19 protein-coding genes and 1 pseudogene are annotated in these 26,601 nt (G+C 60.3%); 6 read left to right on the top strand and 14 right to left on the bottom strand.

Going from position 1 to position 26,601, the window contains the following annotated elements:
- Window positions 1–59 precede the first annotated feature (59 nt).
- Window positions 60–3,491 carry an AAA family ATPase gene (locus tag NW839_RS07330; RefSeq protein ID WP_414352064.1) on the top strand — a complete coding sequence of 1,144 codons (3,432 nt, stop codon included), beginning with the start codon at window positions 60–62 and terminating at the stop codon, window positions 3,489–3,491.
- Window positions 3,492–3,496: 5 nt separating this feature from the next.
- Here the strand turns inward: NW839_RS07330 and NW839_RS07325 are convergent, their stop codons facing one another.
- The 6 genes and pseudogenes from NW839_RS07325 to NW839_RS07300 form a co-directional block, all read right to left on the bottom strand.
- Window positions 3,497–3,922: a GerW family sporulation protein gene (locus tag NW839_RS07325; protein WP_414344594.1), complete on the bottom strand. Its 426-nt coding sequence runs from the start codon at window positions 3,920–3,922 to the stop codon at window positions 3,497–3,499.
- 65 nt (window positions 3,923–3,987) lie between these two features.
- Window positions 3,988–4,251: a DUF2973 domain-containing protein gene (locus NW839_RS07320; protein ID WP_414344596.1), complete on the bottom strand. Its 264-nt coding sequence runs from the start codon at window positions 4,249–4,251 to the stop codon at window positions 3,988–3,990.
- A complete protein-coding gene (locus tag NW839_RS07315) occupies window positions 4,251–4,562 on the bottom strand; it encodes a DUF2605 domain-containing protein (protein WP_041436371.1) in 312 nt (103 codons plus the stop codon). The genes NW839_RS07320 and NW839_RS07315 overlap by 1 nt, the downstream gene beginning before the upstream one ends.
- Before the next feature lie 50 nt (window positions 4,563–4,612).
- Window positions 4,613–6,094 (bottom strand): annotated as a pseudogene (locus tag NW839_RS07310) (cobaltochelatase subunit CobN); the annotation flags it as partial.
- A 50-nt stretch (window positions 6,095–6,144) separates the two neighbouring features.
- Complete coding sequence (locus NW839_RS07305; RefSeq protein WP_414352066.1) at window positions 6,145–7,323, bottom strand: transaldolase; 1,179 nt, start codon at window positions 7,321–7,323, stop codon at window positions 6,145–6,147.
- Window positions 7,324–7,613: 290 nt separating this feature from the next.
- The gene (locus NW839_RS07300) at window positions 7,614–8,567 is read right to left on the bottom strand and encodes an RluA family pseudouridine synthase (RefSeq protein ID WP_414331111.1); all 954 of its coding nucleotides are present in this window, start codon (window positions 8,565–8,567) and stop codon (window positions 7,614–7,616) included.
- 337 nt (window positions 8,568–8,904) lie between these two features.
- Here NW839_RS07300 and ppsA point away from each other — a divergent pair, with 337 nt between their 5' ends.
- A complete protein-coding gene (gene ppsA, locus NW839_RS07295; protein ID WP_414352067.1) occupies window positions 8,905–11,370 on the top strand; it encodes a phosphoenolpyruvate synthase in 2,466 nt (821 codons plus the stop codon).
- Window positions 11,371–11,451: 81 nt separating this feature from the next.
- A complete protein-coding gene (locus NW839_RS07290) occupies window positions 11,452–12,726 on the top strand; it encodes a dihydrolipoamide acetyltransferase family protein (protein WP_414380554.1) in 1,275 nt (424 codons plus the stop codon).
- 91 nt (window positions 12,727–12,817) lie between these two features.
- Here the strand turns inward: NW839_RS07290 and lipA are convergent, their stop codons facing one another.
- Window positions 12,818–13,711: a lipoyl synthase gene (lipA, locus tag NW839_RS07285; protein WP_414351939.1), complete on the bottom strand. Its 894-nt coding sequence runs from the start codon at window positions 13,709–13,711 to the stop codon at window positions 12,818–12,820.
- A 175-nt stretch (window positions 13,712–13,886) separates the two neighbouring features.
- Here lipA and tkt point away from each other — a divergent pair, with 175 nt between their 5' ends.
- Window positions 13,887–15,887: a transketolase gene (tkt, locus tag NW839_RS07280; protein WP_414351940.1), complete on the top strand. Its 2,001-nt coding sequence runs from the start codon at window positions 13,887–13,889 to the stop codon at window positions 15,885–15,887.
- 407 nt (window positions 15,888–16,294) lie between these two features.
- Here tkt and NW839_RS07275 read toward each other — a convergent pair whose 3' ends face one another.
- Window positions 16,295–16,429: a hypothetical protein gene (locus NW839_RS07275; protein WP_414351941.1), complete on the bottom strand. Its 135-nt coding sequence runs from the start codon at window positions 16,427–16,429 to the stop codon at window positions 16,295–16,297.
- 178 nt (window positions 16,430–16,607) lie between these two features.
- On the opposite strand from NW839_RS07275, the gene NW839_RS07270 reads away from it, so the two are divergent.
- Together NW839_RS07270 and NW839_RS07265 are read left to right on the top strand one after the other, a co-directional pair.
- A complete protein-coding gene (locus NW839_RS07270; RefSeq protein ID WP_414351942.1) occupies window positions 16,608–17,093 on the top strand; it encodes a hypothetical protein in 486 nt (161 codons plus the stop codon).
- A 339-nt stretch (window positions 17,094–17,432) separates the two neighbouring features.
- Window positions 17,433–18,482, top strand: a complete 1,050-nt coding sequence (locus NW839_RS07265; protein ID WP_414351943.1) for a hypothetical protein — start codon at window positions 17,433–17,435, stop codon at window positions 18,480–18,482.
- Between the two features lie 82 nt (window positions 18,483–18,564).
- Here the strand turns inward: NW839_RS07265 and NW839_RS07260 are convergent, their stop codons facing one another.
- The 6 genes from NW839_RS07260 to NW839_RS07235 form a co-directional block, all read right to left on the bottom strand.
- Window positions 18,565–18,852, bottom strand: a complete 288-nt coding sequence (locus tag NW839_RS07260; protein ID WP_414351944.1) for a hypothetical protein — start codon at window positions 18,850–18,852, stop codon at window positions 18,565–18,567.
- A gap of 27 nt (window positions 18,853–18,879) precedes the next feature.
- Entirely contained in the window at window positions 18,880–19,497 is a 618-nt protein-coding gene (locus NW839_RS07255; RefSeq protein WP_414351945.1) for a hypothetical protein, read from the bottom strand.
- A gap of 21 nt (window positions 19,498–19,518) precedes the next feature.
- Complete coding sequence (locus NW839_RS07250) at window positions 19,519–21,348, bottom strand: proline--tRNA ligase (RefSeq protein WP_414351946.1); 1,830 nt, start codon at window positions 21,346–21,348, stop codon at window positions 19,519–19,521.
- A gap of 127 nt (window positions 21,349–21,475) precedes the next feature.
- Complete coding sequence (gene infB, locus NW839_RS07245; RefSeq protein ID WP_414351947.1) at window positions 21,476–24,640, bottom strand: translation initiation factor IF-2; 3,165 nt, start codon at window positions 24,638–24,640, stop codon at window positions 21,476–21,478.
- A 375-nt stretch (window positions 24,641–25,015) separates the two neighbouring features.
- Window positions 25,016–25,324 carry a YlxR family protein gene (locus NW839_RS07240; RefSeq protein ID WP_414351948.1) on the bottom strand — a complete coding sequence of 103 codons (309 nt, stop codon included), beginning with the start codon at window positions 25,322–25,324 and terminating at the stop codon, window positions 25,016–25,018.
- 44 nt (window positions 25,325–25,368) lie between these two features.
- Window positions 25,369–26,388: an HD domain-containing phosphohydrolase gene (locus NW839_RS07235; protein WP_414351949.1), complete on the bottom strand. Its 1,020-nt coding sequence runs from the start codon at window positions 26,386–26,388 to the stop codon at window positions 25,369–25,371.
- Between the last annotated feature and the right edge of the window lie 213 nt (window positions 26,389–26,601).

The following is a 26,601-nucleotide window of genomic DNA, read 5'->3' as shown; positions in this document are numbered from 1 at the left end:
GAGATAGGCAGGATGCGATCGCTTCTTTCCTGAACCATGTTCAGGAGAGTTCAGCGTGAATGTATCAGTATCCTCACTCCTCTCTCCTCACTTCTCACTCCTCATTGTTGCTCCCCACCGCTGACGCGATACTCTGGATCAAATGGCTCAACCTCATTTTTTCTGGCAACCAGAGCCCCTCAGAGTTTTCCGTGATCCCGGTTCGCCTAACCTTGCACAATTTTCTCTGTTACGCTCACGCCGTTTTGGATCTGCGCGGGATCCATACTGCCTGTATCTGTGGCCCCAATGGGGCAGGCAAGTCTGCCCTGCTCGATGCCCTCACCTGGGGCCTCTGGGGGCAAAGCCGGGCTAGCAACGATAGCGATCTCATCCGCAAGGGGGCCAGCGAAGCCTGGGTAGAGGTGATCTACCGCTCGCGAGGACAAACCTACCGCATCCTGCGCAGCCGTCATCTATCGGGCGAGGGATCCCTGGAGTGGCAAATTCAAACCGGAGAAACCGACGGCCAACCTCGCTGGCGCAGCCTAACCCGCCGCGGCATGCGCGCCACCCAACAGGCCATTCAAAGTCAGCTCAGCCTCGACTACGAGACCTTTATTCACTCCGCCTATCTGCGACAAGGACAAGCGGATGCCTTCACTCTGAAGCGTCCCGGCGAGCGCAAGCAGATCTTGGCCGACATGCTCAAGTTGGGGCAGTACGATTTGCTGGCCGACCGCTGCCGGGAACAGGCGCGCAGTGCCAAACTCAAAGCCGATCTGCTCCAAGAGCGCCTGCAGCAGCTCAACCAACAACAGGCCCACGTTGGCCAAATCCAAGCCGAGCTGGAGCGACTCCAACAACGGCAAACTCATCTGCAGCAGCTCCTAGCCCAGCAACAGCAGGAATTGCAAGCCCTAGAGCGCCTCTACGAACATCGCTGCATCCTGCAGGAGCGCCACCAACACCTTACCCAACACTTGCAAAAGCTCGGCACCAACCTACAGCACACCGAGCAACAGTGGCGTGCCCAGCGACAGCACCTGCTCCAGTTGGAAGAGCTGATCGCCCAGAGTGAAGACATCCTGGCGGGTTACGAACGCTACCAAGCCCTGATGGCCCAAGATCGCCATCTCCACCACCTCTTCGAGCAACAGCAGCATCTGCTCCAAGAACGCCAAAAGCTGCAAGCCCAGCAAGCAGAGCAGCAACAGCAGCAACTGCGCAAGATGCAACGGCTGCAACAGGAGTTGGCCACCTGCCAAGCCCAGGCCCAAGCCGATGCCCAATTGCTGGCAGAACAGGAGCGCATCGAAATCGGCCTGCGCCACTACCAGCAAGCTCAAGAGCGTCTCCAGGCCCTGAACCAAGCCCAAGCTCAAGCCGCCGTCCTTCTCCAGCAGCAACAGCATTGGCAAGAGCAAATCCGCCGCGAGCGGGAACGCCTGCAAGCCCGCGTTCAGCTTCTCAGCCAGCAACTACAAAGCCAGGAAACTCTAGCCCAACAGCAGCAGCAACTGGAGCAGAAAATCGCCGAAGGAGAGGCCGCCTTGGCAGAGCTGGAGCGACGGCGTCTCTACCAGCAGCGGGTGTTGGAAAAAGTCCAAGAACGGCGGCTGTTCGTGCAAAAGCTCCAGGAACGCCAGCGGGTTCTCCAGCAACAGTGGCAACAGGAAGAAGAACGCTGCCGCCTGTTGGTGACCACCTGGGAGGAAGGTCAAGAGGTGTTTTCCGCTCAAAGTGCTCCGCGCAGCGAACGAGATCAGGTCACCCCCACTTTGGCAAGAGTGACAGCCCTTGTCGAGGAGGCAGCAGAACAAGAGGAGGGATCCCCGGCCCTATCTTCTGTCGGCCAGCCTGCCGAGCCATCCCCTGCAACGCCGACAGCAGAGCCGCAGGGATCCGGCTTTATGGCTCCGCAACGCCGTCGCAACTGGACTTGCCCCCTCTGCGCCCGTCCCCTCAGCCCGCGCCTGCGGGATGTGGTGCTGAAAAAACACCGCGAGCGTCAAGAGGAAATTGCCGGCCAACTGTTTGTTATCCGCGAACAACTGGCGGTGGCCGACCGGGAGATCGAACTCTTGCAAGCAGAATACCGCCGTCTCAGCCAAGAACTGGCCACCTGGGATGAGCGCCTGCATCTGCAAGGGCGATTGCAACAGCAGTGGGAAGCCGAGCAGGAACGCCGCCGGCAAATCCAGCTCTGGCAAGCAGAAGCGGCAGAGTTGAGGGAAATCCTCGACCGGGAAGCTTACGCTCAAGAAGCTCGGCAACAGCTCCAGCAGATCCAGCAGGCCCTGCAACAACTGGGCTATGACGAGCGCGAGCACGCTCTACAACGGGGAGAACTGGAGCGCTGGCGCTGGGCCCTGGGCCGCTCTCAAGAACTCCGCAAGGCCCAAGAGCGCCGCTCTCGCCTCTGCGAGCAAATCGCATCTCTACAGGCACAACTGGAAACCCTGCAACAGGCGGTATCCAAGGACTCCGGCCCGCTAGCGCGATCGGATTCTCCCCTGGCGGAGCGGTTGGCTCAGGTGGAACAGGCGTTAAACCACCTGGGCTACGATGGATCCCTGCACCAGCAGGTGAAAGCCGAACTGGCCCAAGCGCAACTCTGGCCGGTGCGCCTGCAAGCCCTACAGGTGGCCCGCCAGGAACTGCCGGAGGTGGCAGCCCGCACCCAAGCCCTATCCCAACGCCTGCAGGAAAGCCGCCAGCACTTTGCCCAGGCCACCCAAGAGTTGGAACGGCTTCAGCAACAACTGGCGGAGCATCCCGAGGTTTTGCCTGCTCAGCTGGAAGGGATCCGCCAAACCCTGCGGGAGCACCGCCGGCGGCTGGATGAGGTGCTGTCTCAGATAGGGGCTGCCCAGCAACGGCTACAACAGGCGGTTCAACAGCAGGCGGAGCAAGCCGAGCTGGAACAACAACTGCAGCAGGCCCGCCGCCAGCAGCAGGTGTACCAAGAGCTGGCCAATGCCTATGGTCGCAACGGCATCCCCGCCCTGATCGTCGAAAATGTCCTGCCGGAGCTGGAAGCCCAGGCCAACCAGATCTTGGCCCGCCTGACCCAACACCGCCTGCACCTGCAATTTGTAACCCAGCGCTCCGGGCGACGCTATTGCTCACCGGCCAAGCTGTTCTCGGTAGCCGGACGGAGCTCTTGCGACACCCTCGACATCCTCATCGCCGATCCCCACGGCACCCGCCCCTACGAGACCTACTCCGGCGGAGAAGCCTTCCGCATCAACTTCGCCATTCGCCTGGCCCTGTCCCGCCTGCTCACCCAGCGCTCGGGATCCGATCTGCAAACGCTGCTCATCGACGAGGGGTTTGGATCCCAGGATGCCACCGGACGCGCCCAACTGCTGGCCGCCATCAACGCCATCGCCCCCGACTTTGCCTGCATCTTGGTGATCACCCACATCCCCAGCCTGCAGGATGCTTTCCCCCGCCGCATTGAGGTACAACCCTCTCCCCAGGGATCCCGCCTCTCCATTCGCGGCTAGTCCCTTCAGGAGTTGCCGGCACGATTTTGCAGCCACTGCTGCAACAGGGGCACCAGAGTCTCGCTGAGTTGGTTCCACTGGTCGGGCTTCTGGACGGTGGTCAGCAGCTCCACTCGCTCGCCTCGGATCACCAGAAAGCCAACTGGCTCGATGCGCACCCCGCCCCCCGCTCCCCCGAACAGACTGGCCGGATCCCCGCCGTTGCCGCGACAGCCAGGAGCAGTCTTTCCAAAGTTACCCCCTCCCCCACCCAAGCCAAAATGCAAGGACATGTAAGGGACAATAATCGTCTCACCAATAGTGATCGGCTGACCAAAGGTTTGTCCCGTTTCCGCCAAAACCTTCAGCTTGCCGAGCACCGCCTCCAGCACCGATTCCACGTTGAAGTCGGATCCCATCTCCGTTGACTCGCCCACCAGACGCTCGGGCAAATCGCGCGCAGTACCTTCCCAGGCTAGTGCAGCCACGCCCAAGAGAGAAAGCCCAAGAAACTCCCCTAATCTTCGTCCGGCGAGCCGGAATAGAGATCTTCCAAACGGCTGCGAGCTTCTTCCAAGCTGGCCGAGCGAATCACCAGTAGAGGCTCCTCGGTGAGGTTGCCATCTTCATCCAGCAGCTCTGGGTGAGGGATCCGCTTGCGGGCACGACGAGGAGAGGCCTTGCGCTCTTCCACGCCCAGTGTGATGACATTGGTAACCAAGTTGCGCAGGGCCAAAAAGGCAATGGCCACAAAAGCGATGAGGTAGAGAATCTGCAGCATTACAGGTCGGGGGAGGGGTGAATCTGGCGAAATTGACGGCCCAATTCGGCACATTTCATCAGCAGGCGATGCCATTTTGCCATCAGCCCAGGGTCGATGCCAACCTCTTGATCAGAGGCCTGATAAAGCGCTTTGGCTACCTGTAGCTCCGCCTGGGCAGCCAAAACCTCTTCCAGCAAGGACTGCTGCTCTTCTGGGCTGATCAATTCCAGGGTCTCTTCCTGCAAAAAGCGGCGAGAACGCTCAAACCAGTAGCGGTAGTCCTCCAACAGTGGCCCCAGAATCTCTCGCAACAGCTCAGATTTGCTCATGGCCTGGGATCCCTCCACAACTGGTTTGGATGAAAAAATCTTAGCAGAACTTAACCTTCTCTCGCCACGGGAGAGCGGGATTCCAGGTAGGCTTCCATCTCCAGCATCAGGGCTTCGATCTGAGGCAGCAATTCCAGGGCCTGCTCTTGCCAGTAGCCCCGCTGGTGGGCTTCCAGCAGCCGCTCGCTCATGTCCCGCAGCGCCCAGGGGTTGCGGGATCGCAGGAACTGCTGGACTTGGGGATCCAATAGGTAGGCGCGGGCCAGGCCGGCGTACATGAAATCCGGCACAGCATGGGTGGTGACGTCGTAGGCAAAGAGGTAGTCCAGGGTGGCAGCCATCTCGAAGGCGCCCTTGTAGCCGTGGCGCATCACGCCGGCAATCCACTTGGGGTTGATCACGCGGGCGCGATAGACGCGGTCAATTTCTTCGGCCAGGGTGCGGATCTTAGGGTTGTGGGGACGGGCGTGATCCCCGAAGTAAATCCGCGGGTTGCGGCCCTGGAGCGTTCGCACTGCCGCCACCATCCCCCCTTGAAACTGGTAGTAGTCATCGGAGTCCAGCAGGTCGTGCTCGCGGTTGTCTTGGTTGTGGAGCACAATTTGCAGGTGGGCCAATTGCCGCCGCAGGGCTTCGGGGGCCGGCTCTCCCTCGCCATCGGCCCGGTAGGCGTAGCTGCTCCAGTTGAGGTAGGCGCGGGCCAGATCCGCTTCTGTTTCCCAGTTTTGCGCCTCGATCAGCCCCTGTAGGCCGGCCCCGTAGGCCCCTGGCTTGGAACCGAAGATGCGCAGCCGCGCCCGCTCCGCCGCTGCTTGCGTTGGGATCCCTTGCTCCTGCCAGTACTGGGTATCGGCCAGCACGTGGGCCCGCAGGGGATTGTCGGCTTCTGGCTCCTCCAGGTCAGCCACGGCCTGCACGGCCCGGTCAAACAGGGCAATCAGATTGGGAAAGGCATCGCGAAAGAAGCCAGAAATGCGCAAGGTTACATCCACACGGGGGCGGCCCAAAACCGCTACAGGCAGGATCTCGATGTCCACCACCCGTCCTCCATCCCAGCGGGGTTTGACCCCCAAGAGCGCCAGGGCCTCGGCCCAATCGTCGCCGCCAGTTCTTAGAGTTGAAGTGCCCCAAACGGATAGGCCCAGGCGACGGGGATATTCCCCCTGCTCTTGCACGTAGCGCTCCACCAGCCGCTCGGCGGCCAGTGAGCCGACCTGCCAGGCGGTGGGGGTGGGGATGGCGCGAATGTCCACCGAGTAAAAGTTGCGCCCCGTGGGCAACACGTCCACTCGGCCTCGGGTGGGGGCGCCGGAAGGGCCGCTGGGCACATAGCCGCCCCCTAGCCCATGCAGCAGGTTCTCCAGCTCCTGGGGGGTTTGCTGCAGGCGCGGCAGCAGATCCGTCTCGATCCAATGCAGCACCTGCCTGGCTGCTGGCCCCGGCGGCGGATCGTAAGGGATCCCTTGCAGCCGCTGGGCAATCCAGCGGCGGGCTTGTGCCTCCAGGGCGGCCACCCCGTCTCCAATGTGGCGAAAGTTCTCGCCCATAGACCTTGAGGTTTTCCCAGGCCGGCTGCCAGCGGCTAATTCTTCAGATAGACCGCCGCCCCTAGGCCGACCAACATTTCCTCAGGGGTAATTTTGCCATCTTGGTTGGTATCCAGGGCATCGAAAACGCGATCTGCCCCCATCCACTCCTCGCGGGTGATGAAGCCATCCCCATCCAGGTCGTAGAGGCGGAAGACATCCTGGGCGGCGTGGGTAATGGTTTCCTTGGCACCCTCCAGCTTCTGCAGCCGCTCGGTGAGCAGTTTTTCCAGCACCTCCAGCGCTTTGGAGAAGCCCTGGATCCCTTCTTCCAGCTTTTCTGAGGCCATGCGGTTTTCCCGGTGCATCTGGTCGAAGGTAGCTCGATCCATCACCAGGCGCGGGATGTCCATTTTCTTGGCTTTTTCCGGATCCAGTTTGCGCTCCAGGTGACCCTCGGTGTTCTGCAGCTCCGCCAGCAGCGCCGGTGAGATGGTGAGAAGATCGCAGCCGGCCAACTCGATGATCTCCCCGATGTTGCGGAAGCTGGCCCCCATCACCTCGGTCGGATAGTCGTATTTGCGCAGATAGTTGTAAATCTGGGTTACCGATTGCACCCCCGGATCTTCGGCAGGGGGATAGCTCTCCCGGCCCGTGTGTTTCTTATACCAATCCAAGATGCGGCCTACAAAGGGCGAGATCAGCTTCACCCCCGCTTCGGCGCAGGCTATGGCTTGGTGCAAGCCAAACAACAGGGTAAGGTTGCAGTGGATCCCTTCTTTCTCCAGGATCTCGGCAGCTCGGATCCCTTCCCAAGTCGAGGCAATTTTAATCAGCACCCGCTTGGGATCCGCTCCTGCTGCCTTGTACAGCTCGATCAAATGGCGGGCTTTGGCAACTGTGGCTTCTGTGTCGTAAGAGAGGCGGGCATCCACCTCCGTCGAGACCCGGCCAGGAATGATGGACAAAATGCGCACGCCGAAGGCTACCGCCAATTGATCGATGGCATGGGCCACCACGGCTTTCGGCTCAGCTTTGGATCCCACCTCTTGGCGAGCTTTGAGCAAGGTCTCATCGACAATGCCCTGATACTGAGGCATTTGGGCTGCAGCCGTGATCAATGAGGGGTTGGTGGTGGCATCTTGAGGCTTAAAGCTCTCGATGGCGTTGATATCCCCCGTATCAGCCACCACGACGGTCATCTCTCGCAACTGCTCCAGCAAGCTCTTGCTCATGTTCGGCTCCTTGAGATTGCGCTACGCGCCGCTTCTGCGACCTAGTCCCAGTGTTACCCATCCACGCAAGGGATCCCAGCAGATGTGAGATTGTCTTAATTCTCTTCTCTGGCCGGGTTCACCCCCACGGGTGTGGGGACAACTGGGCATACTCGTTTCAAACAAGATGAAGACCCTTCGCCGCTGACCCTCACCCCTTGCGGGCGAGGGGAGCTGGGGATCAACCAACCAGCTGTTCCACAGCCGTTTGCAATGACCAGGCAAAGCAAGGGGGAAACCCCAGAGGCTGCCTAGCCCGCCTGGCTGCGCAACTGCCGCAAGAGCCGCTCAAACTCCTCCGGCAGGGGAGCGGTAAACTGCAGCGGCTGGCCTGTGCGCGGGTGAACAAAGGAGAGCTTCCAGGCATGGAGAGCTTGGCCGCCCAGCTTAACAGGGCTGGTTTTGCTCTGGGTGTAGAGGGGATCCCCGACAATGGGTAGGCGCATGTGGGCAGCATGCACCCGAATTTGATGGGTGCGCCCGGTCTCCAGCTCAAACTGCATCAGGGTGTAGTTGCCCAGCCGCTCCAACACTTGCCAGTGGGTTACCGCCACTCGCCCTTGGCCAGGGGTCAGGACGGCCATTTTCTGCCGATCCACCGGGTGCCTCCCAATGGGGGCAGAGACGGTGCCTTGGCTTTGGGCCGGCCGGCCAAACACCACCCCCAAGTAGATGCGCCGGGCGGTTTTGGCCTGGATCTGGGCTTGTAGGTGCTGGTGGGCCTGATCGTGTTTGGCAATCACCAGGGCACCAGTGGTGTCTTTGTCAAGGCGATGGACAATACCTGGACGCAGCTCGCCGTTGATGCCTGAAAGATGGGGGCAGTGGGCCAGCAGGGCGTGCACCAGGGTGCCACTGGCGTGGCCGGGGGCGGGGTGCACCACCAAACCGCGGGGCTTGTTGATCACAAGCAAATCGTCATCTTCGTAAAGAATGTCCAAGGGGATCGGCTCCGGCTGCAGGGCAGTCGGGGTGGCTGGCGGGATCCGCACCTCGACTTCATCCCCAGCTTGCAGGGGGCGATCCTTATCCCGGCAGGGCTGCCCATTGAGCCAAACCTGGCCCTGGCGGATAAGCTGCTGCAGGCGCGACCGCGACAGCTCCGGCAGTTGCTCTGCCAATCCTCGATCCAGCCGCAAGCCCTGCTGTTTTTCCGTCACCCTGATCTGGCGAATGTCTGCTGCAGCCTCCTTGTGGCCCTCCATGCCGTTGTTGCCCAAATTGACTTCTTTGACCATTGTGGCAGCCCGGCTACTTTTGCACTGAGTAAAAAAGGTCGAAGATTTGCAGCAACTTCCGCAGGCAGGTGGTGGGGGGATCTGCCTTGTCTCATCGCCTTCTAAGCCTTCTTGGGGGGATCCCTGGGCAATTTTAAGGGGCAGAAAATCCTGACTAGAGTGAGGTTATGGCCCACCAAGAATGAGTTGGGCCGAGTGTTGGCATAGGAGAGCCGGGAGCGATCCCAAGCCGACAACACAGCACACCCCAGCAATTGGCGTTGGCTCAATGGATCGCTCAATGGATCTAAGAAGGAGGTAAGACATGTCGGATGGAGCAACCAGGGGATCCCAGCTTCAGCAACCCTCTCAACCCCAGCTTGGCTCAGAGCCGCCTTTGGTCTTGCCCCTGACGGAGGTGGGGCTGCGGGACGTTGCCCAGGTGGGCGGGAAAAACGCCTCCTTGGGAGAAATGCTGCAGCAGCTCACCTCAAAGGGGATCCAGGTGCCGACAGGATTTGCCACCACCGCCCATGCGTATCGCCAGTTCATCGCCTCTGCGGGCCTAGAGGAGAAGTTGCAGGAGATTTTCAAAGACTTAGACATTGAGAATGTCCAAAATTTGCGCGAGCGGGGCAAGGCTGCCCGCACCTTGATCTTGCAAACTCCCTTCCCCCCTCAGCTAGAGCAGGCCATCGCCGAAGCCTACCAAAAGCTGTGCGAGCGCTACGGCCCCGACACCGATGTGGCGGTGCGCTCCAGTGCCACGGCAGAAGACTTGCCGGATGCCAGCTTTGCCGGCCAGCAGGAGACCTACCTGAACGTGCGTGGAGTGCGGGCAGTGCTCAATGCCTGTCACCACTGTTTTGCCAGCTTGTTTACCGACCGGGCCATCTCCTACCGCCAGATCAAGGGCTTTGACCATTTTCAAGTAGCCCTCTCGGTGGGGGTGCAGAAGATGGTGCGCTCGGATCTGGCTTGCTCGGGGGTGATGTTCTCCATCGACCCAGAAACCGGCTTTAAAGATGCGGTGCTGATCACCGCCGCCTACGGCCTGGGGGAAAACGTGGTGCAAGGGATCGTCAACCCCGATGAGTACGTGGTCTTCAAACCCACCCTCAAGCAGGGACTGCGCCCCATCCTCTCCCGCAAGCTGGGCAGCAAGGCCCTGAAGCTGGTCTACGACGAGGGGGGATCCCGTTCCACCAAAAACGTGGCCGTCCCCGAAAGCCTGCGCAAGCAATATGCCCTCAGGGATGAGGAAATCCTCAAATTGGCCCAGTGGGCCTGCTTGATCGAAGAGCACTACTCGGCGCTGCGGGGCCGCTTCACCCCCATGGACATCGAGTGGGCCAAAGATGGGATCACCGGCGAGCTGTTTATCGTCCAGGCCCGCCCCGAAACGGTGCAGTCGCAAAAAGGGGCCAACCAGCTGACCACCTATCGCTTCACCCAGCCTGGGGCGCAGCCCGAGCCTCTGGTGCGGGGACGGGCCGTAGGCGAGGCCATTGGCCAGGGCACAGCCCGCGTCATTTTGGATGTGCGCCGCTCGGATCAGTTTCAGGCCGGCGAGGTGCTGGTGACCGAAAAAACGGATCCCGACTGGGAGCCAATCATGAAAAAGGCCAGCGCCATCGTCACCAACCAGGGGGGCAGAACTTGCCATGCGGCCATCATCGCCCGCGAGCTGGGGATCCCGGCCATTGTGGGCTGCGGCAACGCCACGCAGGTGCTCCGTTCCGGCGAGCCCATCACCGTCTCCTGCGCCGAAGGGGAAGAAGGGCGGGTCTACCCGGGCCTGTTGCCCTATGAGGTGACGGAGATCCCGCTGGAGGAGCTGCCCCGTCCCCGCACCCAGCTGATGATGAATGTGGGCAACCCAGAAAAAGCCTTCGGCCTCAGCGGGATCCCTTGCGATGGCGTGGGGCTGGCGCGGCTGGAGTTCATCATTGCCAACCACATTCAGGTCCACCCGCTGGCTTTGCTCAACTACGAGCAGGCGGTGAAGGAGGAGCCTCGCCTGGCGGAGCTGACCGCCCAATATCCCGATAAGCCTGAATACTTTGTGGATAAGCTGGCCCAAGGGGTGAGCACCATCGCCGCCGCCTTCTATCCCAAGCCGGTGATCGTGCGGCTGTCGGATTTCAAGAGCAACGAGTATGCCCACCTGTTGGGGGGATCCCGCTACGAACCCCACGAGGAAAACCCCATGATTGGCTGGCGGGGGGCCTCCCGCTACACGGATCCCCGCTACCGCGAGGGCTTTGCCTTGGAGTGTCGGGCCATGAAACGGGTGCGGGATGAGATGGGCCTGACCAACGTGATCTTGATGATCCCCTTCTGCCGCACGCCGGAAGAGGGGCACAAGGTGCTGGAAGAGATGGCCCGCCATGGCCTGGTGCGGGGAGAAAACGGTCTGCAGGTGTACGTGATGTGTGAATTGCCCAGCAACGTCATCCTGGCCGACGCGTTTTGCCAGATCTTCGACGGCTTCTCCATCGGCTCCAACGACCTCACCCAGCTCACTCTGGGCCTGGATCGCGACTCAGCCCTGGTGGCCCACCTTTTTGACGAGCGCAACGAGGCCGTCAGGCGGATGATCGCCCAGGTGATCCAGACGGTGAAAAGCCACGGGCGCAAGATCGGCATCTGTGGCCAGGCTCCCAGCGACTACCCCGACTTCGCCCGCTTCCTGGTGCAGGCGGGGATCGATTCCATCAGCCTCAACCCCGATTCCCTGTTGAAAACCCTGCTGGTGGTGGCCGAAGCAGAAGCGGCTGGCACCCGGTGAGCCCAAAGCCGGCCCAGGGACGTGCGCGGGGATCCCGTCTCCTGGGTTACAATCTTTTCTGCTGTGTTCCCATCCCCATCGATGATCCACGAATTCTCCATGCCGGCCCTCAGCTCCACCATGGAAACGGGCAAGATCGTCGCCTGGCTGAAAAACCCCGGCGACCGGGTGGAGAAGGGAGAAAACATCTTGGTGGTGGAGTCGGACAAAGCGGACATGGATGTGGAGTCCTTCCACAGCGGCATCCTGGCCAGTATCCTGGTGCCGGCAGGGGAATCAGCCCCGGTGGGCGCGCCCATCGCCCTGATTGCCGAAAGCGAAGCGGAAGTGGCCCAAGCTCAGGAAAAAGCCAAAGCCCTCGCTGCTGGCGTTACCCCTGCGGCTCCACCTAGCGCAGACCGCGCCTCTGCAGCTCAGCCGACAAGTCCTGCCCCTGCGGCAACCCCCACCTCTACACTGCCAAATGGATCGGATGGCGCCGGATCCCAGCGGGTCGTGGCTTCCCCGCGGGCGAAAAAATTGGCGGAAAGCCTGGGAATCGATCTGCGCACCGTGCGCGGCTCCGGCCCCAACGGTCGCATCATAGCCGAAGACGTGGAGCGGGCAGCGGCCCTTTCCGCTCCTGCAGTGGCTGCCCCCTCTGCCCCAGCCCCTACGTCCCCAACTCCTGCGGCTGTCCCCTTGGGAGAAACGGTTCCCCTCAGCACTTTACAAGCGGCGGTGGTGCGCAATATGAACGCCAGCCTGGGCGTGCCAGTGTTCCACGTCGGCTACACCATCACCACCGATAGCCTGGATCACCTCTACCAACAGGTGAAGCCCAAAGGAGTCACCCTGACGGCCCTCTTGGTCAAAGCCGTGGCCATGACCCTGGAGAAGCACCCCCTTCTGAATGCCAGCTACACAGAAGGCGGGATCCACTACAAAGCCGATATCAACATCGCGGTGGCGGTGGCCATGGAGGATGGCGGGCTGATCACTCCTGTCTTGAAGCAGGCCAACCGGCTCGATCTGTACGAGATCTCCCGCCGTTGGAAGGATCTGGTGGAGCGGGCGCGGCGCAAGCAACTGCAGCCAGAGGAGTACACCAGCGGCACCTTCACCCTCTCCAACCTGGGCATGTTTGGGGTGGATCGCTTCGATGCCATTTTGCCCCCCAACCAGGGATCCATTTTGGCCATCGGCGCTTCTCGCCCCACGGTGGTGGCGACGCCGGAAAAAGCCATTGCCATCCGTTCCCAAATGCAGGTGAACCTCACCTGCGATCACCGTGTCATCTACGGCGCCCATGCAGCGGCCTTCCTGCAAGATCTGGCGCAGCTCATAGAGCACAAGGTGGGATCCCTGACGTTGTAGCCGCCCTGAAACCCGGCCTTGAGCCAATCTCAGAGTAGGTTTCTTCTCTCGCGCAACCCACAAGGTCGGGCAGCCGGCGAGGCCCCAGCGCTCAGGAGCTCCTCCTGGGAAAGCGCTGCATCAACTCTTGCACAGCCTCGGCATGGTAGGAGCTGCGGGTTAGGGGCGAAGACACCACCTGCAAAAAGCCCAGTTCCTCTCCCACCCGTCGCCAATGGTCGAACTCTTCGGGGGGAACGTAGCGCTCCACCGGCAAGTGCTTGGGGCTGGGAGCCAGATACTGGCCCAAGGTGAGAATGTCACACCCTGCCCGGCGCAGATCCCGCATCACCTGCAAGATCTCCTCGGCAGTTTCTCCCAGGCCCAACATCACCCCTGACTTGGTGTACAGGCCGGGATCCCATTGCCGTGCCAACTCCAACAGTTTGAGGGAGCGCTCGTAGTTCCCTTGCGGGCGTACACGGCGATAGAGGCGGGGCACCGTTTCGGTATTGTGGTTGAGCACCGTCGGTCGGGCGGCCAAGATCTGCTGCAGCGCCTGCCAGTTACCACATAGGTCTGGGATCAAGACCTCGATGGTGGTCTGGGGCATGCGGCGGCGGATTTCCGCAATGCAGGCCACAAACTGGCTGGCTCCCCCATCGGGCAGGTCGTCCCGATTCACCGACGTAATCACCGCATGGCGCAATCCCAAGCGTTCCACTGCTTCTGCCACCCGCAGGGGTTCAGTGGCATCCAGGGGCAGAGGGCGTTTGGTGAAGTCGATATCACAGTAGGGGCAGGCGCGGGTACAGGCCGGGCCCATGATCAAAAAGGTGGCGGTGCCGTTGGCGAAGCACTCCCCCAAGTTGGGACAGGAAGCTTCTTCGCAAACCGTGTTTAGGCCCAAGTCCCGCAGCAGTTGTTTGACGGATCCCACCCGTTGAGGGGCCTTGGCCCGCAGCCAGGAGGGTTTGCCGCCAGGAGAAGAAGAAACAACGGTCAAAGAAGTGCTCCAACACAAAACAGCAGCGACGGTATCACTCAGCTTAGCCTGCCATTTGGCCCCGTTGGAATTTGGACAAAGCCAATTTCCCGGCCCAATTGATCCCTAGCGCCTCGGAAGCAAGACCCAAAACGCGGCATACTGGAAAGCAAATGTCGAGCGATAGGGATCCCACATGGTTGTTGCTGCTCCTCCCTCTCTGGAACAACTTGCCATCAATACGATTCGCTTTTTGGCGGTGGATGCTGTTCAGAAGGCCAACTCCGGCCACCCTGGCCTGCCGATGGGAGCAGCACCCATGGCCTATGTGCTGTGGCAGCAGTTCATGAAGTTCAACCCCCGCAACCCCAAGTGGGTGGATCGGGATCGCTTTGTGCTCTCGGCGGGGCATGGCTGCATGCTGCAGTACGCGCTGCTGCACCTAACCGGCTTCGATGTAAGCCTGGAGGACATTAAGCAGTTCCGCCAGTGGGGATCCAAAACCCCCGGCCACCCGGAAAACTTTGAAACTCCGGGGGTAGAGGTCACCACCGGCCCGCTGGGGCAAGGGGTGGGCAATGCGGTAGGGTTGGCCATTGCCGAGGCCCATCTGGCCGCCCGCTTCAACAAGCCCGGCCACACCATTGTGGATCACTACACCTACGTGATCTTGGGGGATGGCTGCAACATGGAGGGGGTGGCTTCCGAAGCAGCTTCTTTGGCCGGCCACCTGCAACTGGGCAAGCTGATCATGCTTTACGACAGCAACCACATCTCCATCGACGGCAGCACAGAAATCGCCTTTACGGAAGATGTGGGCAAACGCTATGAAGCCTACGGCTGGCACGTGCAAAAGGTAGACGACGGCAACCACGACTTGAAAGGGATCGCCGAGGCCATCCAGAAAGCCAAGGAAGTCACCAACAAGCCGTCCTTGATTATTGTCGAGACCACCATCGGCTACGGATCCCCCAACAAGGCCGGCAGCGAGAGCGTCCATGGGGCACCCCTGGGGCCGGAAGAGGTGAAGCTCACCAAACAAAACCTGGGTTGGCCTCTGGAGCCGGAGTTTTACATTCCCGACGAGGTGCTGGCCCACTTCCGCCAGGCCATCGAAAAAGGGGCCAAGGCCGAGGCCGAGTGGAACGAGCGCTTCGCCGCCTACGAGAAGGCTTACCCCGAAGAGGCCGCCGAGTTCAAGCGCATCATGGCCGGGGAGCTGCCGGTGGGCTGGAAAGAAGCGCTGGCCCCCATTGCCGAAACCGGCAGAGAATCCACCCGCAACCTCTCCAAGTTGTGTCTGAATGCCTTGGCCAAGGCCGTGCCGGAACTGCTGGGGGGATCCGCAGATCTCGCCCACTCCAACATGACCTATTTAAAAGGGATCCCAGAGTTTCAGGCTGGATCTTACGAGGGGCGCAACTTCCGCTTTGGGGTGCGGGAACACGGCATGGGAGCCATCGCCAACGGCATGGCGCTTCATGGAGGCCTCATCCCTTACGACGCCACCTTTTTGATCTTCACAGACTACATGCGGCCTGCCATCCGCCTATCGGCCCTCTCGCAAGTGCGGGTGCTGCACGTCATGACCCACGACTCCGTCGCCTTGGGAGAAGATGGCCCCACCCACCAGCCCATTGAGACACTGGCTTCCCTACGGGCTATCCCCAACCTCTATGTGCTGCGCCCGGCAGATGCCCGCGAAACAGTGGGATCTTACCAGGTGGCCCTAGAAGCCAAGACCACCCCTTCTGTGCTGGTGTTCACCCGGCAGGCGGTCAACCCGGTGGAAGGCACCTCCATTGAAGGCGTAGCCAAAGGGGCCTATGTGGTGGTGGATGCCCCCAACCCAGAGCTGATCTTGATCGCCACCGGCTCTGAACTGGAGCTGGCAGTGAAAGCTGCCGCCCAACTAAAGCAGGAAGGCCGGGCGGTGCGGGTGGTCTCTATGCCCTGCATGGAGCTGTTTGAGGCCCAGCCCCAGAGCTACCGCGATTCCGTTCTGCCCCCCAACGTCACCAAGCGCGTCTCCGTCGAGGCAGGTTCCACCTTCGGCTGGCACAAGTACCTGGGGTTTGAGGGGGTGGCCATTGGCATCGACCGCTTTGGCGCCTCTGCCCCCGGCCCGGTGTGCATGGAGAAGTTCGGCTTCACGGTGGAAAACGTGGTCAACACTGCCCGCCGGCTGCTGGGCTGAGGGCACTTTACCCCTTCCTCGGCGCTTTCAAGGGGCTCAGCAGGGATCCCTTCTCTGCTGGGCTTTTTTCCCTGTTGAGCCTGCTGCCCAGCGGCGTGACCCGGACAGGCGTAGCGAACCTCGCATCAACCAATCAGCAGGACTTCCAAAGCATCCGGATCTGCTTCTTTCTGTAGGGCAGCCATGGCGGAGAACGCAGTCGAGGGCGGCTTCCTGCCCCGCAGACAACACCTTTGCCTTGAGGACATCTTCAACCATGGCGGGGATGATCCTTGAAGGCAAGTTGGAAGTCGAGCAGGCTGCCACCATCGCCTTGAAATCGCCTTGAAGAAGAAACTTTGGCTTCCGCCGCCGTGCTGAGGTGCTTGTGCCGGCTGCAGACACAAACAGCTTTGCCTACTGTTTGCCTACTGTAGGAACCCCGCCAGTAAAATCACCGCGGCTCCCACGGCAGCCAAAATCGTCAGCGCCCGGCCCGCGTCGGCACTGCCCTTCCACGAGAAGTTTTTCTCCGACTTTTTCGGTTCTGCTGGCATGGCCATGCCTCCCTTTGCATTGCCAACTCTAACTTAACTTCCCCCCCACGGGATCTTAGCTGGTTGGGGCATACCCTGGAAAAAACAGCAGCCATCTGGCCCGGCCAGCCGTTTTTGGGAACAATACAAGCAGGCAAGGGATCCAACTCCCACCAGTCTGGAAGCACATCCTGAGGCGAAAGCCATGAGCTATGCAGAACGGAGCAAAAGAATGGTTTTGACGTTGGCGACTCTGCTGGGCGGCTGGGTTGGCGGAGGGTTGTTGCAGGGATCCCTCTGGGTTGCCGCTCAGCCTACCTTTCAGACAGTGCCGTTGCCGCGCCTGCCTGTGGGTGTCGATCAATCGGTCTTCGATCGCCCGGTAGCCCGCTTTAACCCCAACCTACCTGCCGAGCTGGTGATCCGCAATCGCACAGGTCTGCCTTTGGAATACGGCTTTACCGATCCCCGTCAGAAGGTCTCGGAACTGCCTGCAGGCGAAACGTTGCGCCTGAGCAACCTGCTGATCCCCAACTGCATGGCCATCAACACGCCGATGTTGGCTCCTGTGGGCTACCAGGTGAGCGTGGATTCTTTCAACGTGATCACTGTAGAAGTGCGCCTGGTCAACGATGTCTCCGGCGACCACTGCCTCGATCTGCAAGCGACAGGGGCTATTTTTGTGAATTGAGATGAGCTGATACCCATCGATTACCCATCGAACACAAGTTAAGTCAAATCCTTCAAAGGGATCCCTTACATCCTCACCTACAGTCATCTTCTGGATTTTGCCAGGATGGACATGGGATCCCACACGGTAGATGGCAGTTGACTTTGCCCGGTTTTGACGCTGGGATTGAGTCTATTGGAGAGCCGATCAGAGGTTTAGGCGTATCGACAGGGGCCATCCCCTGTGACAGGATTCGAACAGGATATCGAGGCCGATGTTCTGCCGGACTCTGTTTAGCCTTTCTCTGGGCTTGTTGCCTGTGTAGTCTGTCTGTACTCTATCCTTTTCTTGGATGGTCTCATGAGCGATAACTTGTATTCCTGGTTTCCCCGGGCCTTGGTGATCGGTGCTGCGGTTGTGGGGTTGTCGAGCTTGCCTGCAAGGGCTCAGCAAATTACGGATCCCAGCCCAGCTCAAGCGGCCACCAATGTTGAACCTACCTCCCCAATCTCGGCTTCTTTCCGCAGCCAAGATGGCGTCAGCGTGCGCCCGGAAACGGTGAGGGTTTTTGTGGATGGTCAAGATGTCACGTCCCAGTCGGTGATCACCCGCGATTTCTTCACCTATCGCCCTGCCCAACCTCTGCCGCCGGGGCGTCGGGAAGTCTTGCTGGAGTTCACCAATACCCAGGGGGTGACCCGCCGCGTGACCTGGAGCTTCACCGTGGGTAGCCCTGTCCGCGCTTCCATCGACCTGGTGGATCACAATGCCGGCAGTCGCCCCTTGGCAGCCGGGGAAATCCTGCTGGTTACCGTCAAAGGCACTCCTTCCAGCCGGGTGACGGTTTACCTCATCCAAGATGGACGGCAAGTGCAAACCCTGCCGGCTCAGGAAGTCTCCAGCGGCACCTATGTGGTGAATGCCCTAATCGAGGCGAAAGATACCACCCGGGAAGGGATCGTCGTCGCCCGCTTGGAAAATGGCGGCCAAGTGCGCTTCATGACCGCCGAACAACCGGCCCGCCTGATCGAAGGGGCCACCGGGGGCATCCAGCGGCTGACCACCCAAGAGGTTTCCGCTACAGTCAGCGCCCCCAGCCCCCTCTTGCCTCAGATCACCAACCTGCGGGATGGGGATCGGGTTTCCGGTTCTTCGTTTACGCTGCAGGGCACTACAGCTCCCAATGCTTCGGTGCGGGTGAATGTAACGGCTTCTACTTCTCTGGGCGGCATCATCAGCGCCCAACAGACCGTGACCAACCAAACTGTGCAGGCAGATGCCCAGGGCCGTTTCACAATCACCGTTCGACCTCCCATTCCGGCCTCTGGCACGGTGTATCAGGTGAATCTCACGGCCACTTCCGGCAACCAAACCAGCCCAACGGTAACCTTGCGCCTTACCCAGCAGTAAGGGGTTCAAGGGATCCCAGCCCATCCCGATAGCCTTCCCCCCACCCATCAAGGGATCTGGGCAGCCTTCCATGTCCAGCAGTTCAGACTTCCCTCTCTCCCCTGGGAGAAGGGCTGGGGGTGAAGGCTCTATCATCTTCAATTCCCAGGGATCCCTTGCCGGCTTGTAGGGGAGTTTTGGATAGAGGAGACTGCATTTGCCAGCGCCACAGGATCCCGGCCATGATCAAGGTGGGCAAAACGATCATCCCGACCACCACCGGTATTTGCTCCGGCAAGGCCAAGTAAGGGCCACCATACTTGATGGCTGTGCTGATCCCGGCAGCAGCCAGCATCAATTTTAGGGCAAACCAGACTGTTTTTCGATCCATGACTTACTTTTAATTCACGCTTTTAATTCACGATTGGCTAGGGTTGCTGACCATGGCAGTGAGAATGCCGGCAATGGTTTCCAGCTCCTCAGGTACTCGATACAGCGTTAAGTCTTGTTTGATCACCTGCTGATGGGCAAGAATTTGTCCGAACTGCCAGATAGACCCCATCGTCACTGCACCGTAGATCTGAGCCTGCTGCTCCACCTGCGCCAGGGCAATCATTTCTACAGCCATTTGCACAAAGGCCCGCGTTAGATCGTCCTTTTTGGCTTCAACCACCAGCAGGATGTTCTTCCCTCGCAACAGATAATCGAGGCTGCCCTTCAACCAATTGTTGACCATCAGGGGATACTCCAGCCGCAAAGGAACTCGACAATGGAGAGCCACTTCGGTCAGCACAGGAGCCACCAGCAATTCCCGCCGCGCTGTTTCGCTGGTGAGGCTAACCAAAGGTAACAATTGTCGGATCCGATCTTTCAGAACTGGGGTTTGAGGTGGAGCAGGGGCAACAGGCCATGTCCACTCCCCAATTTCCAGTCGATAGCCAAACTGAGCCAAGATTTCATCCGGCTCGTAGGGCATCTCAAAATAAGAGTGAAAAGTATAGGATTCGTCTTCTTTAAGAATGGAGATGTTCAGCATCGGGTTCAGGAGAAGCCACGCTCAGTCCGGCACAGCTAGGGCTGCTTCAATCCGCTCTTTCAGGGTGGTCACCACTTCTTCAATGGGAATTTCCGTGGCTTGGCCGCTGGCCCGCTCGGTGAGTTCCACCTTGCCTTGTTTGAGGCTGCGCCCTGTGGTGATGCGGTAAGGGATCCCGATCAGATCCGCATCTTTGAATTTCACCCCGGCCCGCTCGTCCCGGTCATCCCAGAGGGTCTCGATGCCGGCAGCAGCGAGATCTTGCACCAGTTTTTCCGCCACGCTCATCTGCTCGGCGTCGGAGATGTTGGGCACCACCACCACTACGTGATAGGGGGCAATGGCCACGGGCCAGATGATCCCGTTGGCATCGTGGGACTGTTCCACCGCCGCCTGGGCCAAGCGGGATACCCCAATGCCATAACAGCCCATCCAGAGGGGCTGCTCGGATCCCTGTTCGTCGGTAAAGGTGGCCCGCATTGGCAGCGAGAACTTGAGGCCTAGCTGAAAGATATGGCCGATCTCGATGCCACGGGCCGTTTCCAGGATCTGGTCGGGGTTGAGCAAACACCGATCCCCCGCCTGTGCCTTGCGCACATCCACCACTTCCGGCAGGGGATATTGCTCGCCCCAGTTGGCCCCCACCACGTGCTGCCCCACCTGGTTGCCGCCGGTTACGAAGTTCTGCAGCAGGGCTGCCGTCTGGTCGGCCAAGCGTAAGATCTGGGGGGCAAGGTTTTTCTGCCGGCCCAAACAGCTATCCGGCAAGTCGGGGGCAATGTAGCCCACCGGGATGGGATCCCCCTGCCAACTGTTTTGGATCTCGGCATCGGCCAAGGCGAGCTTGAGCAATTTGCTGGCTTGGTAGCGCTCTGCCAGGCGGCTGAGGTGGTTGGCCAGTTTGACCTCATTGACTTCTTGATCCCCACGGATGCTGAGCAGCACTGCCACCCGCAGGCCGTTGTCGTAGAGGGCTTGGTAGAGGACGTTTTTAACGATCAGGGTAGAGGAGATTTTTAGGAAAGCGGCCAGCTTCTCGATGGTTTCGGTTCCCGGCGTATCCAGAACCTGGAAGGCGGTGTAGGGAGACTCTGCCGCTGGCGGCGGGATGGAGACGGCCTTCTCCACATTGGCAGCATAGGAGCCATCGGGCGTGTAGAGAATCTCATCTTCTCCCGCAGAGGCCAGCACCATAAACTCCTGCGAGGCCGCCGATGGACCCCCGATCGCCCCGGCATCAGCATCCACCACGCGAAACTCCAGCCCACAGCGCCTGAGGATGCGGCTATAGGCTCGGTACATATCTTGGTAGGTCTGGCGCAGGCTTTCCTCGTTGGCGTGGAAGGAATAGGCGTCTTTCATGATGAATTCCCGCCCTCGCATTAGGCCAAAGCGGGGCCGAATCTCATCCCGGAACTTGGTCTGGATCTGGTAGAGCGTCTGCGGCAACTGGCGATAGGAGCGGATGAGATCCCGGGCCAGCAAGGTGATCACCTCCTCATGGGTGGGGCCTAGGGCCTGCTCACGTCCCTGGCGATCCTTAAGGGCAAACATGATCCCTTCCGCCTGGGTGTACACCTCCCAGCGGCCCGACTCCCGCCAGATCTCTGCCGGCTGCAGCTGGGGCAAAAGACACTCCTGAGCGCCGATGGCGTTCATCTCCTCCCGGACAATCTCCGAGATCTTTTGCAGCACCCGCCAGAGGAGCGGCAGATAGGTGTAGATCCCTGGGGAGAGCCGCCGGATAAAGCAGCCCCGCAGCAGCAATTTGTGGCTGGGCAGCTCGGCCTCAACGGGATCCTCCCGCAGCGTTACAAACAGCATCTGGCTCAGTCTCTGGCTCTGTTGCATCCCTTCCCTCCCTCTGAGGACTCCGTCCCGCTCGCGCGATCAGCTCAAATTTTCCCTCCCTGTCTGGGATCCCCTGCCCGAGAACACAGGCCTGACCGGCAGGCCAACCTGAAGTGCCTTGATGAAGCTAGACAGAGGCCAGCGTCCGCCGCTTGGTGACCATCTGGTACACCTCGATGATGTCGCCTTCCTGCCAGGATTGGAACTTGTCGATGCCGATCCCACACTCGAAGCCCGCAGCCACTTCCCGCACATCGTCCTTGAAGCGCTTCAGGGAGTCTAGACGTCCCTCGTAAACTACCTCCCCTCTGCGGCGAACTCGCACCAGAGCATTGCGCTGCACCTTGCCCGAGAGCACATAGCTGCCGGCAACCGCACCGCGCCCGATGGGGATCACCATGCGCACTTCCGCTTGGCCCAGCGGCTCCTCCACTTCTTCCGGCTCCAGCAGGCCCTCCATGGCCGCCCGCAGATCGTCCAGCAGGTTGTAGATGATGTCGTACTCCCGCACATCCACGCCCTTGTCATCGGCAGCCTGGCGGGCGCCGGGGGCCAGGGTGGTGTTGAAACCGAGGATGATGGCGTCGCTGGCCGCAGCCAAATCCACATCGGTTTCCGTGATCTCGCCAGGGGCCGCCAGCAGAACCCGCAACTGGACTTCCTCTTGGGGCAAATCCCGCAGCGCTGTCTGAATGGCCTCGGCGGATCCCTGGACATCCGTCTTGATGATCAAGTTCAACTCCTTGAGCTGGCCTTCTTGGGCTTTGGCGGAAACGCTACCCAAGCTCACGCGACGAGACAGCAGCGCCTGTTGCAGACGGGTTTGCCGCAGCGCTTCTGCCCGCTCTTGGGCAATGCGACGGGCTTCTTTTTCGTCGGTGTAAACCTGGAACTCATCGCCGGCTGCCGGGACTTCATCCAGGCCTAGCAGTTGTACCGCCGAAGACGGCCCAGCTTCTTGCAACCGCTGGCCGCGGTCGTCCATCATCGCTTTGACCCGGCCCAGCACTGCGCCGGCCACCAGGGTATCCCCCACCCGCAGGGTGCCGTTTTGCACCAACAAAGTGGCCACTGGCCCGCGGGCTTTGTCCAAGTGGGCCTCGATCACCGTGCCGCGAGCGGGACGATTGGGGTTGGCCTGCAGCTCCGCCACATCGGCCACCAATAGGATCATCTCCAGCAGAGCATCCAGGTTACGGCGGGTGAGAGCGCTCACCTCCACCATGGGCGTGTCGCCACCCCACTCCTCTGGCAATAGGCCGTGCTCCGCCAACTGCTGCTTGATGCGCTCTGGCTGGCTGCCGGGCTTGTCGATCTTGTTGATGGCCACGATGATCGGCACCTGAGCCGCCCGCGCATGGCTGATCGCTTCCAGAGTTTGCGGTTGTACCCCATCGTCGGCGGCCACCACCAAAACCGCAATGTCGGTGACGCGGGCTCCCCGGGCGCGCATGGCGGTAAAAGCCTGGTGGCCGGGAGTATCCAGGAAAACGATGCGCCGCTTCTGGCCTTCAAAGTTCACATCCACATGGTAGGCACCGATGCGCTGGGTGATCCCGCCAGCCTCTCCCTGCGCCACTTTGGTGTCGCGGATGGCATCGAGGAGAGTGGTTTTGCCGTGGTCCACGTGGCCCATGATGGTTACCACCGGCGGACGCGAGACCAGATGGTCGATGTCCTCCACGTCCAGCATTTCGGTTTTTTTAGCCTCGGGTTCTGCCTTGGGCCGGCGAATCTCGTAGCCCAACTCTTTGGCCACCGACTCGGCCAGCGACTCATCCAAGACCTGGTTGATGGTCACCATCACCCCCTTGAAAAAGAGGGTTTTGATGATCTCGGTTTCGGCCACGCGCAGGCGATGGGCCAATTCCTGAACGGTGAGGCTGCCATCCAAGAGCAACACCTTCTCTTCGGGCAAGGGCTCTGTCCCGCTAGCGCGATCGGCAGCACCAGCCTCAGCGGAGGTAGGTTGCTGCTGCAAACGGGCAGCAGGGCGGGGGCGGGCAGGGGGAGCAGCCGTTGCCGCGGGTGGGCGATAGGAAGGAGGCTTGGCGGTGGGGCGAGCCAAGGGCTTGAGGGCGTTCAGCTCAGCCTGCTTGACCGCTGAAATGATGGTCATGGGATCCAAATCCAAACCATCTCCATCTCCTTCCCCCCGTCTCCGACTGCGTTTGCGTTTGGCTTGGACGCGGGCAGCCCGCCGACTGAGAGCTTGTAGCTCGTCGTCCTCTTCTTCTTCCGTTTTGCGCTTGACCTTGGGTGGGGTAGGTCTTACGGGAGCCTCCGCCAACACCGGGCTGGGACGTTCCCCAGGGATTCTTTCTGGCAAGGGAGAGGCAGCATCTGGGTCAGGGGGAGCCGGCTTGGCCACAGGACGGGTAGGGGGCCCCACCAATTCCATCCGCCGCTGCGGACGAGGAGCTTCACCGACTTTGCTGCTGCTGACACTGTCTTCTTTGGTTGCCGGGGAGCGCGTGCCAGGGCGAACGGGTGCGCTCACCAGTTGTGGACGGGGGCGCTGCGCAGGTGGAAGAGAAGGAGCTTTTTCTTCCGCAGGCTGAGGAACGCGGGCGTGGCTGGGGGATGGTGCTTCTGAGGGGCTGGGGCGACTGGGCTCGGGAGCTTTTTGCGGCGGTTCAGGCCGCTCTGCCGGCGGTTTTGTCCCGGAGGTAGCTCGTTGAGGGGGCGAGAGTACGATTGGGCGCTTGGCCACAGGACTGGGCTCCGAGCCGCTGGCTTTGGCCGCGGCAGACTCAGAGGGAGTGGGAGGGGTTGCCGGTTGAGAAACAGTCTCCGGCTTTTGGGTGGCCTCAGACGAGCGGACAAGAGGGGTAACCTGCCGCCGCGGTGGGCCTATGAGCTGAGCACCACCAGCCGATCCCTTTTCGGGGGAGACTCGCTCAGGTCGAGACAGCGAGGGCTTGGCAGCCGGCAGAGTTTCAGCAGTCTTGGCTTCGCCAACTGGAGCTGGCTGCTGAGCAGGCGCGGGCCGACGAATGCCGACGATCGCGCTGGCGGTGCCGGGAACTTTCTGCTGAGGGCGCTCACCGACTTTGGCTTCAGCAGGAGGCTCCGGCGGCAGGCTTTCAGATGGGGGTTTGGGCCGGGGTCGAGGAGGTTTCACAATGTGGGGGGCGCCCAGCTTGCTGCGCACCAACTCAGCTTGCTCCGGAGAAATGGTGCTGCTGTGGGTTTTGAAAGGGATCCCCAGTTGCTCACAAACCTCCAGCACATCCCGACTGTCACGCCCCATCTCACGGGCAATATCATAAATTCGAACTTTATCGGTCATTCGTCTGCTAGCCTCTGCTCCTTTACTTCTCGTCAGTTTTACTATCCAAACTCAATGGGAACCAAGTTATTGGGTTGAGCCGAACCTTTCGGGCTTGCGGGGGCTTCCTCCGGCGCATCGAGAACAGCTCGGCAATCCTCCGGGGATCCGGCCTGAAGGGAACCCAGGTCTGAAGCTGCTCTGGCAACATCCACAGGGGACATCCAGTAGGGCAGCCGGGGAAAGAATAGATGGAAACAGCGCCTCCAGAATAACCTCTCTGCAGCTCCTCCAGCCTGACCTCAGTTTTCCGGCCAACTCCCATTCTGACAATTGAGGGGGGCTGTCGTGTAGTTCGCAACCTGATGAACCTAAAAGGGCGTCTAAATATCTTACCTATGTTTGGGAATACCTCTGAGGCTCAGGCTTTTGGAGGAGATGTCCCTGGGAATCTTGCTCAAGAGAATCCAGCAGCCGTTGGAACAACGAGTCAGGCACAGGTGCCTTGAGGGCTCGGTTTATCTGTTGCTTGCGCCGGGCTGCTTGCAGACATTCCAGCCGCCGACAGACATAGGCAGAGCGCCCCATACCCTCGCCCAAAAGCACTTGGTGGGAATCAAATTGCCTGACCAGCCGCCACAGTTGTGAGCGAGGAAACAACTGGCGACAGCCTACACAACGGCGCAGCGGATCGGCACCCGGCAAAAGACTCTATCCTGCTGATACACTACAAGCAAGCTCTATCCAGCCTACTCCAAATCTGGCGCCTGCGATCGCAGAAACTCAAAGAAATACTCCACCAACTGGGGATCCCGCCACCCTCTGGCTGTTTCTTCCCGCAAGATGCTTATGGCCTCTTGAACGGTGAACGCTCGCTTGTAAGGTCGCTCTGAGGTGAGGGCGTCGTAGATGTCGATGATCTGAAAGATGCGGGCCACCAGGGGGATCTCTTCCCCCTTGAGGCCGTCGGGATAACCGCTGCCATCCCAACGCTCGTGGTGGTGACGGATGAGGGGCAACACCTCTTTCATGGTGCGTAGTGGGCGGCAGATTTGCTCCCCGATCAAGACATGGGATTTCATCACCTCCCACTCTTCCGGCGTATGCTTGCCTGTTTTACCCAAGATGGCATCGGGTATGCCCACTTTGCCGATGTCGTGCAGGTAACCTCCCCACATCAGCACCTTGATCAGGGGACGGGGCAGATGCAAAAACTCGCCGAAGCTCTTGGCCATTTGTGCCAGGCGCTCACAGTGATCCCCGGTGGTGGGATCCCGGCTTTCCACACTGCGGGCAATGGCGAACAGAACCTGAGCAGCATGATCCAAGTCTTCATTGAGGTGCTTTTGGCGAACGAGGGAACGCACCCGCGCCAACAATTCCGACTCGTCAAAGGGCTTGCTCAAGAAATCATCTGCCCCAGCTTCAATACCGCGCACGCGATTTTTGCGATCGCTGGCCGCTGTAATCAGCACCACCGGGATCAAACGCGTCTCGCCATTGGCTTTGATGCGCCGACAGACCTCGAACCCATCCAACCCCGGCATCATCACATCCAGCAAGATCAGATCCGGCTGGAAGGTTTTCAACATCTGCAGGGCTTGATTGCCGCTTTCGGCCTCGCTGACCCGATAGCCAATGCTCTGCAGCAGATCCCCCAGCAGCAGGCGGCTGTTGGGCTGATCATCGACGATCAAAAGATGACCGATCTCTGTCTCATCCGCCTCATCCGCAGAAGGTGTGACAGGGATCCCAACTGTCACGGGCATCTTGGGCATCTCGAGTTTGGCGAGTTGGGCACAGGAAAAGCTGGTCACTGCAGGATCCCAGTAGCAACACCTCTACGGTAATCCCATCAGAGAAAAAAGAGCATCAGGCTTTACACTGAGCTGCTCCGGGAAAGGGAAGGGTTTTCTGATACATTTACGCTGAACACTGCTGAACATCACTGTTCAACTATGCAGCGATAGCATTCTGTTTGT

Origin of the sequence: Synechococcus sp. R5-15 (assembly GCF_047462035.1) — a bacterium.
Lineage (GTDB): Bacteria > Cyanobacteriota > Cyanobacteriia > Thermostichales > Thermostichaceae > Thermostichus.
Note: the sequence above shows the minus strand (reverse complement) of the source record. Positions and strands in the feature narration are given on the sequence as shown.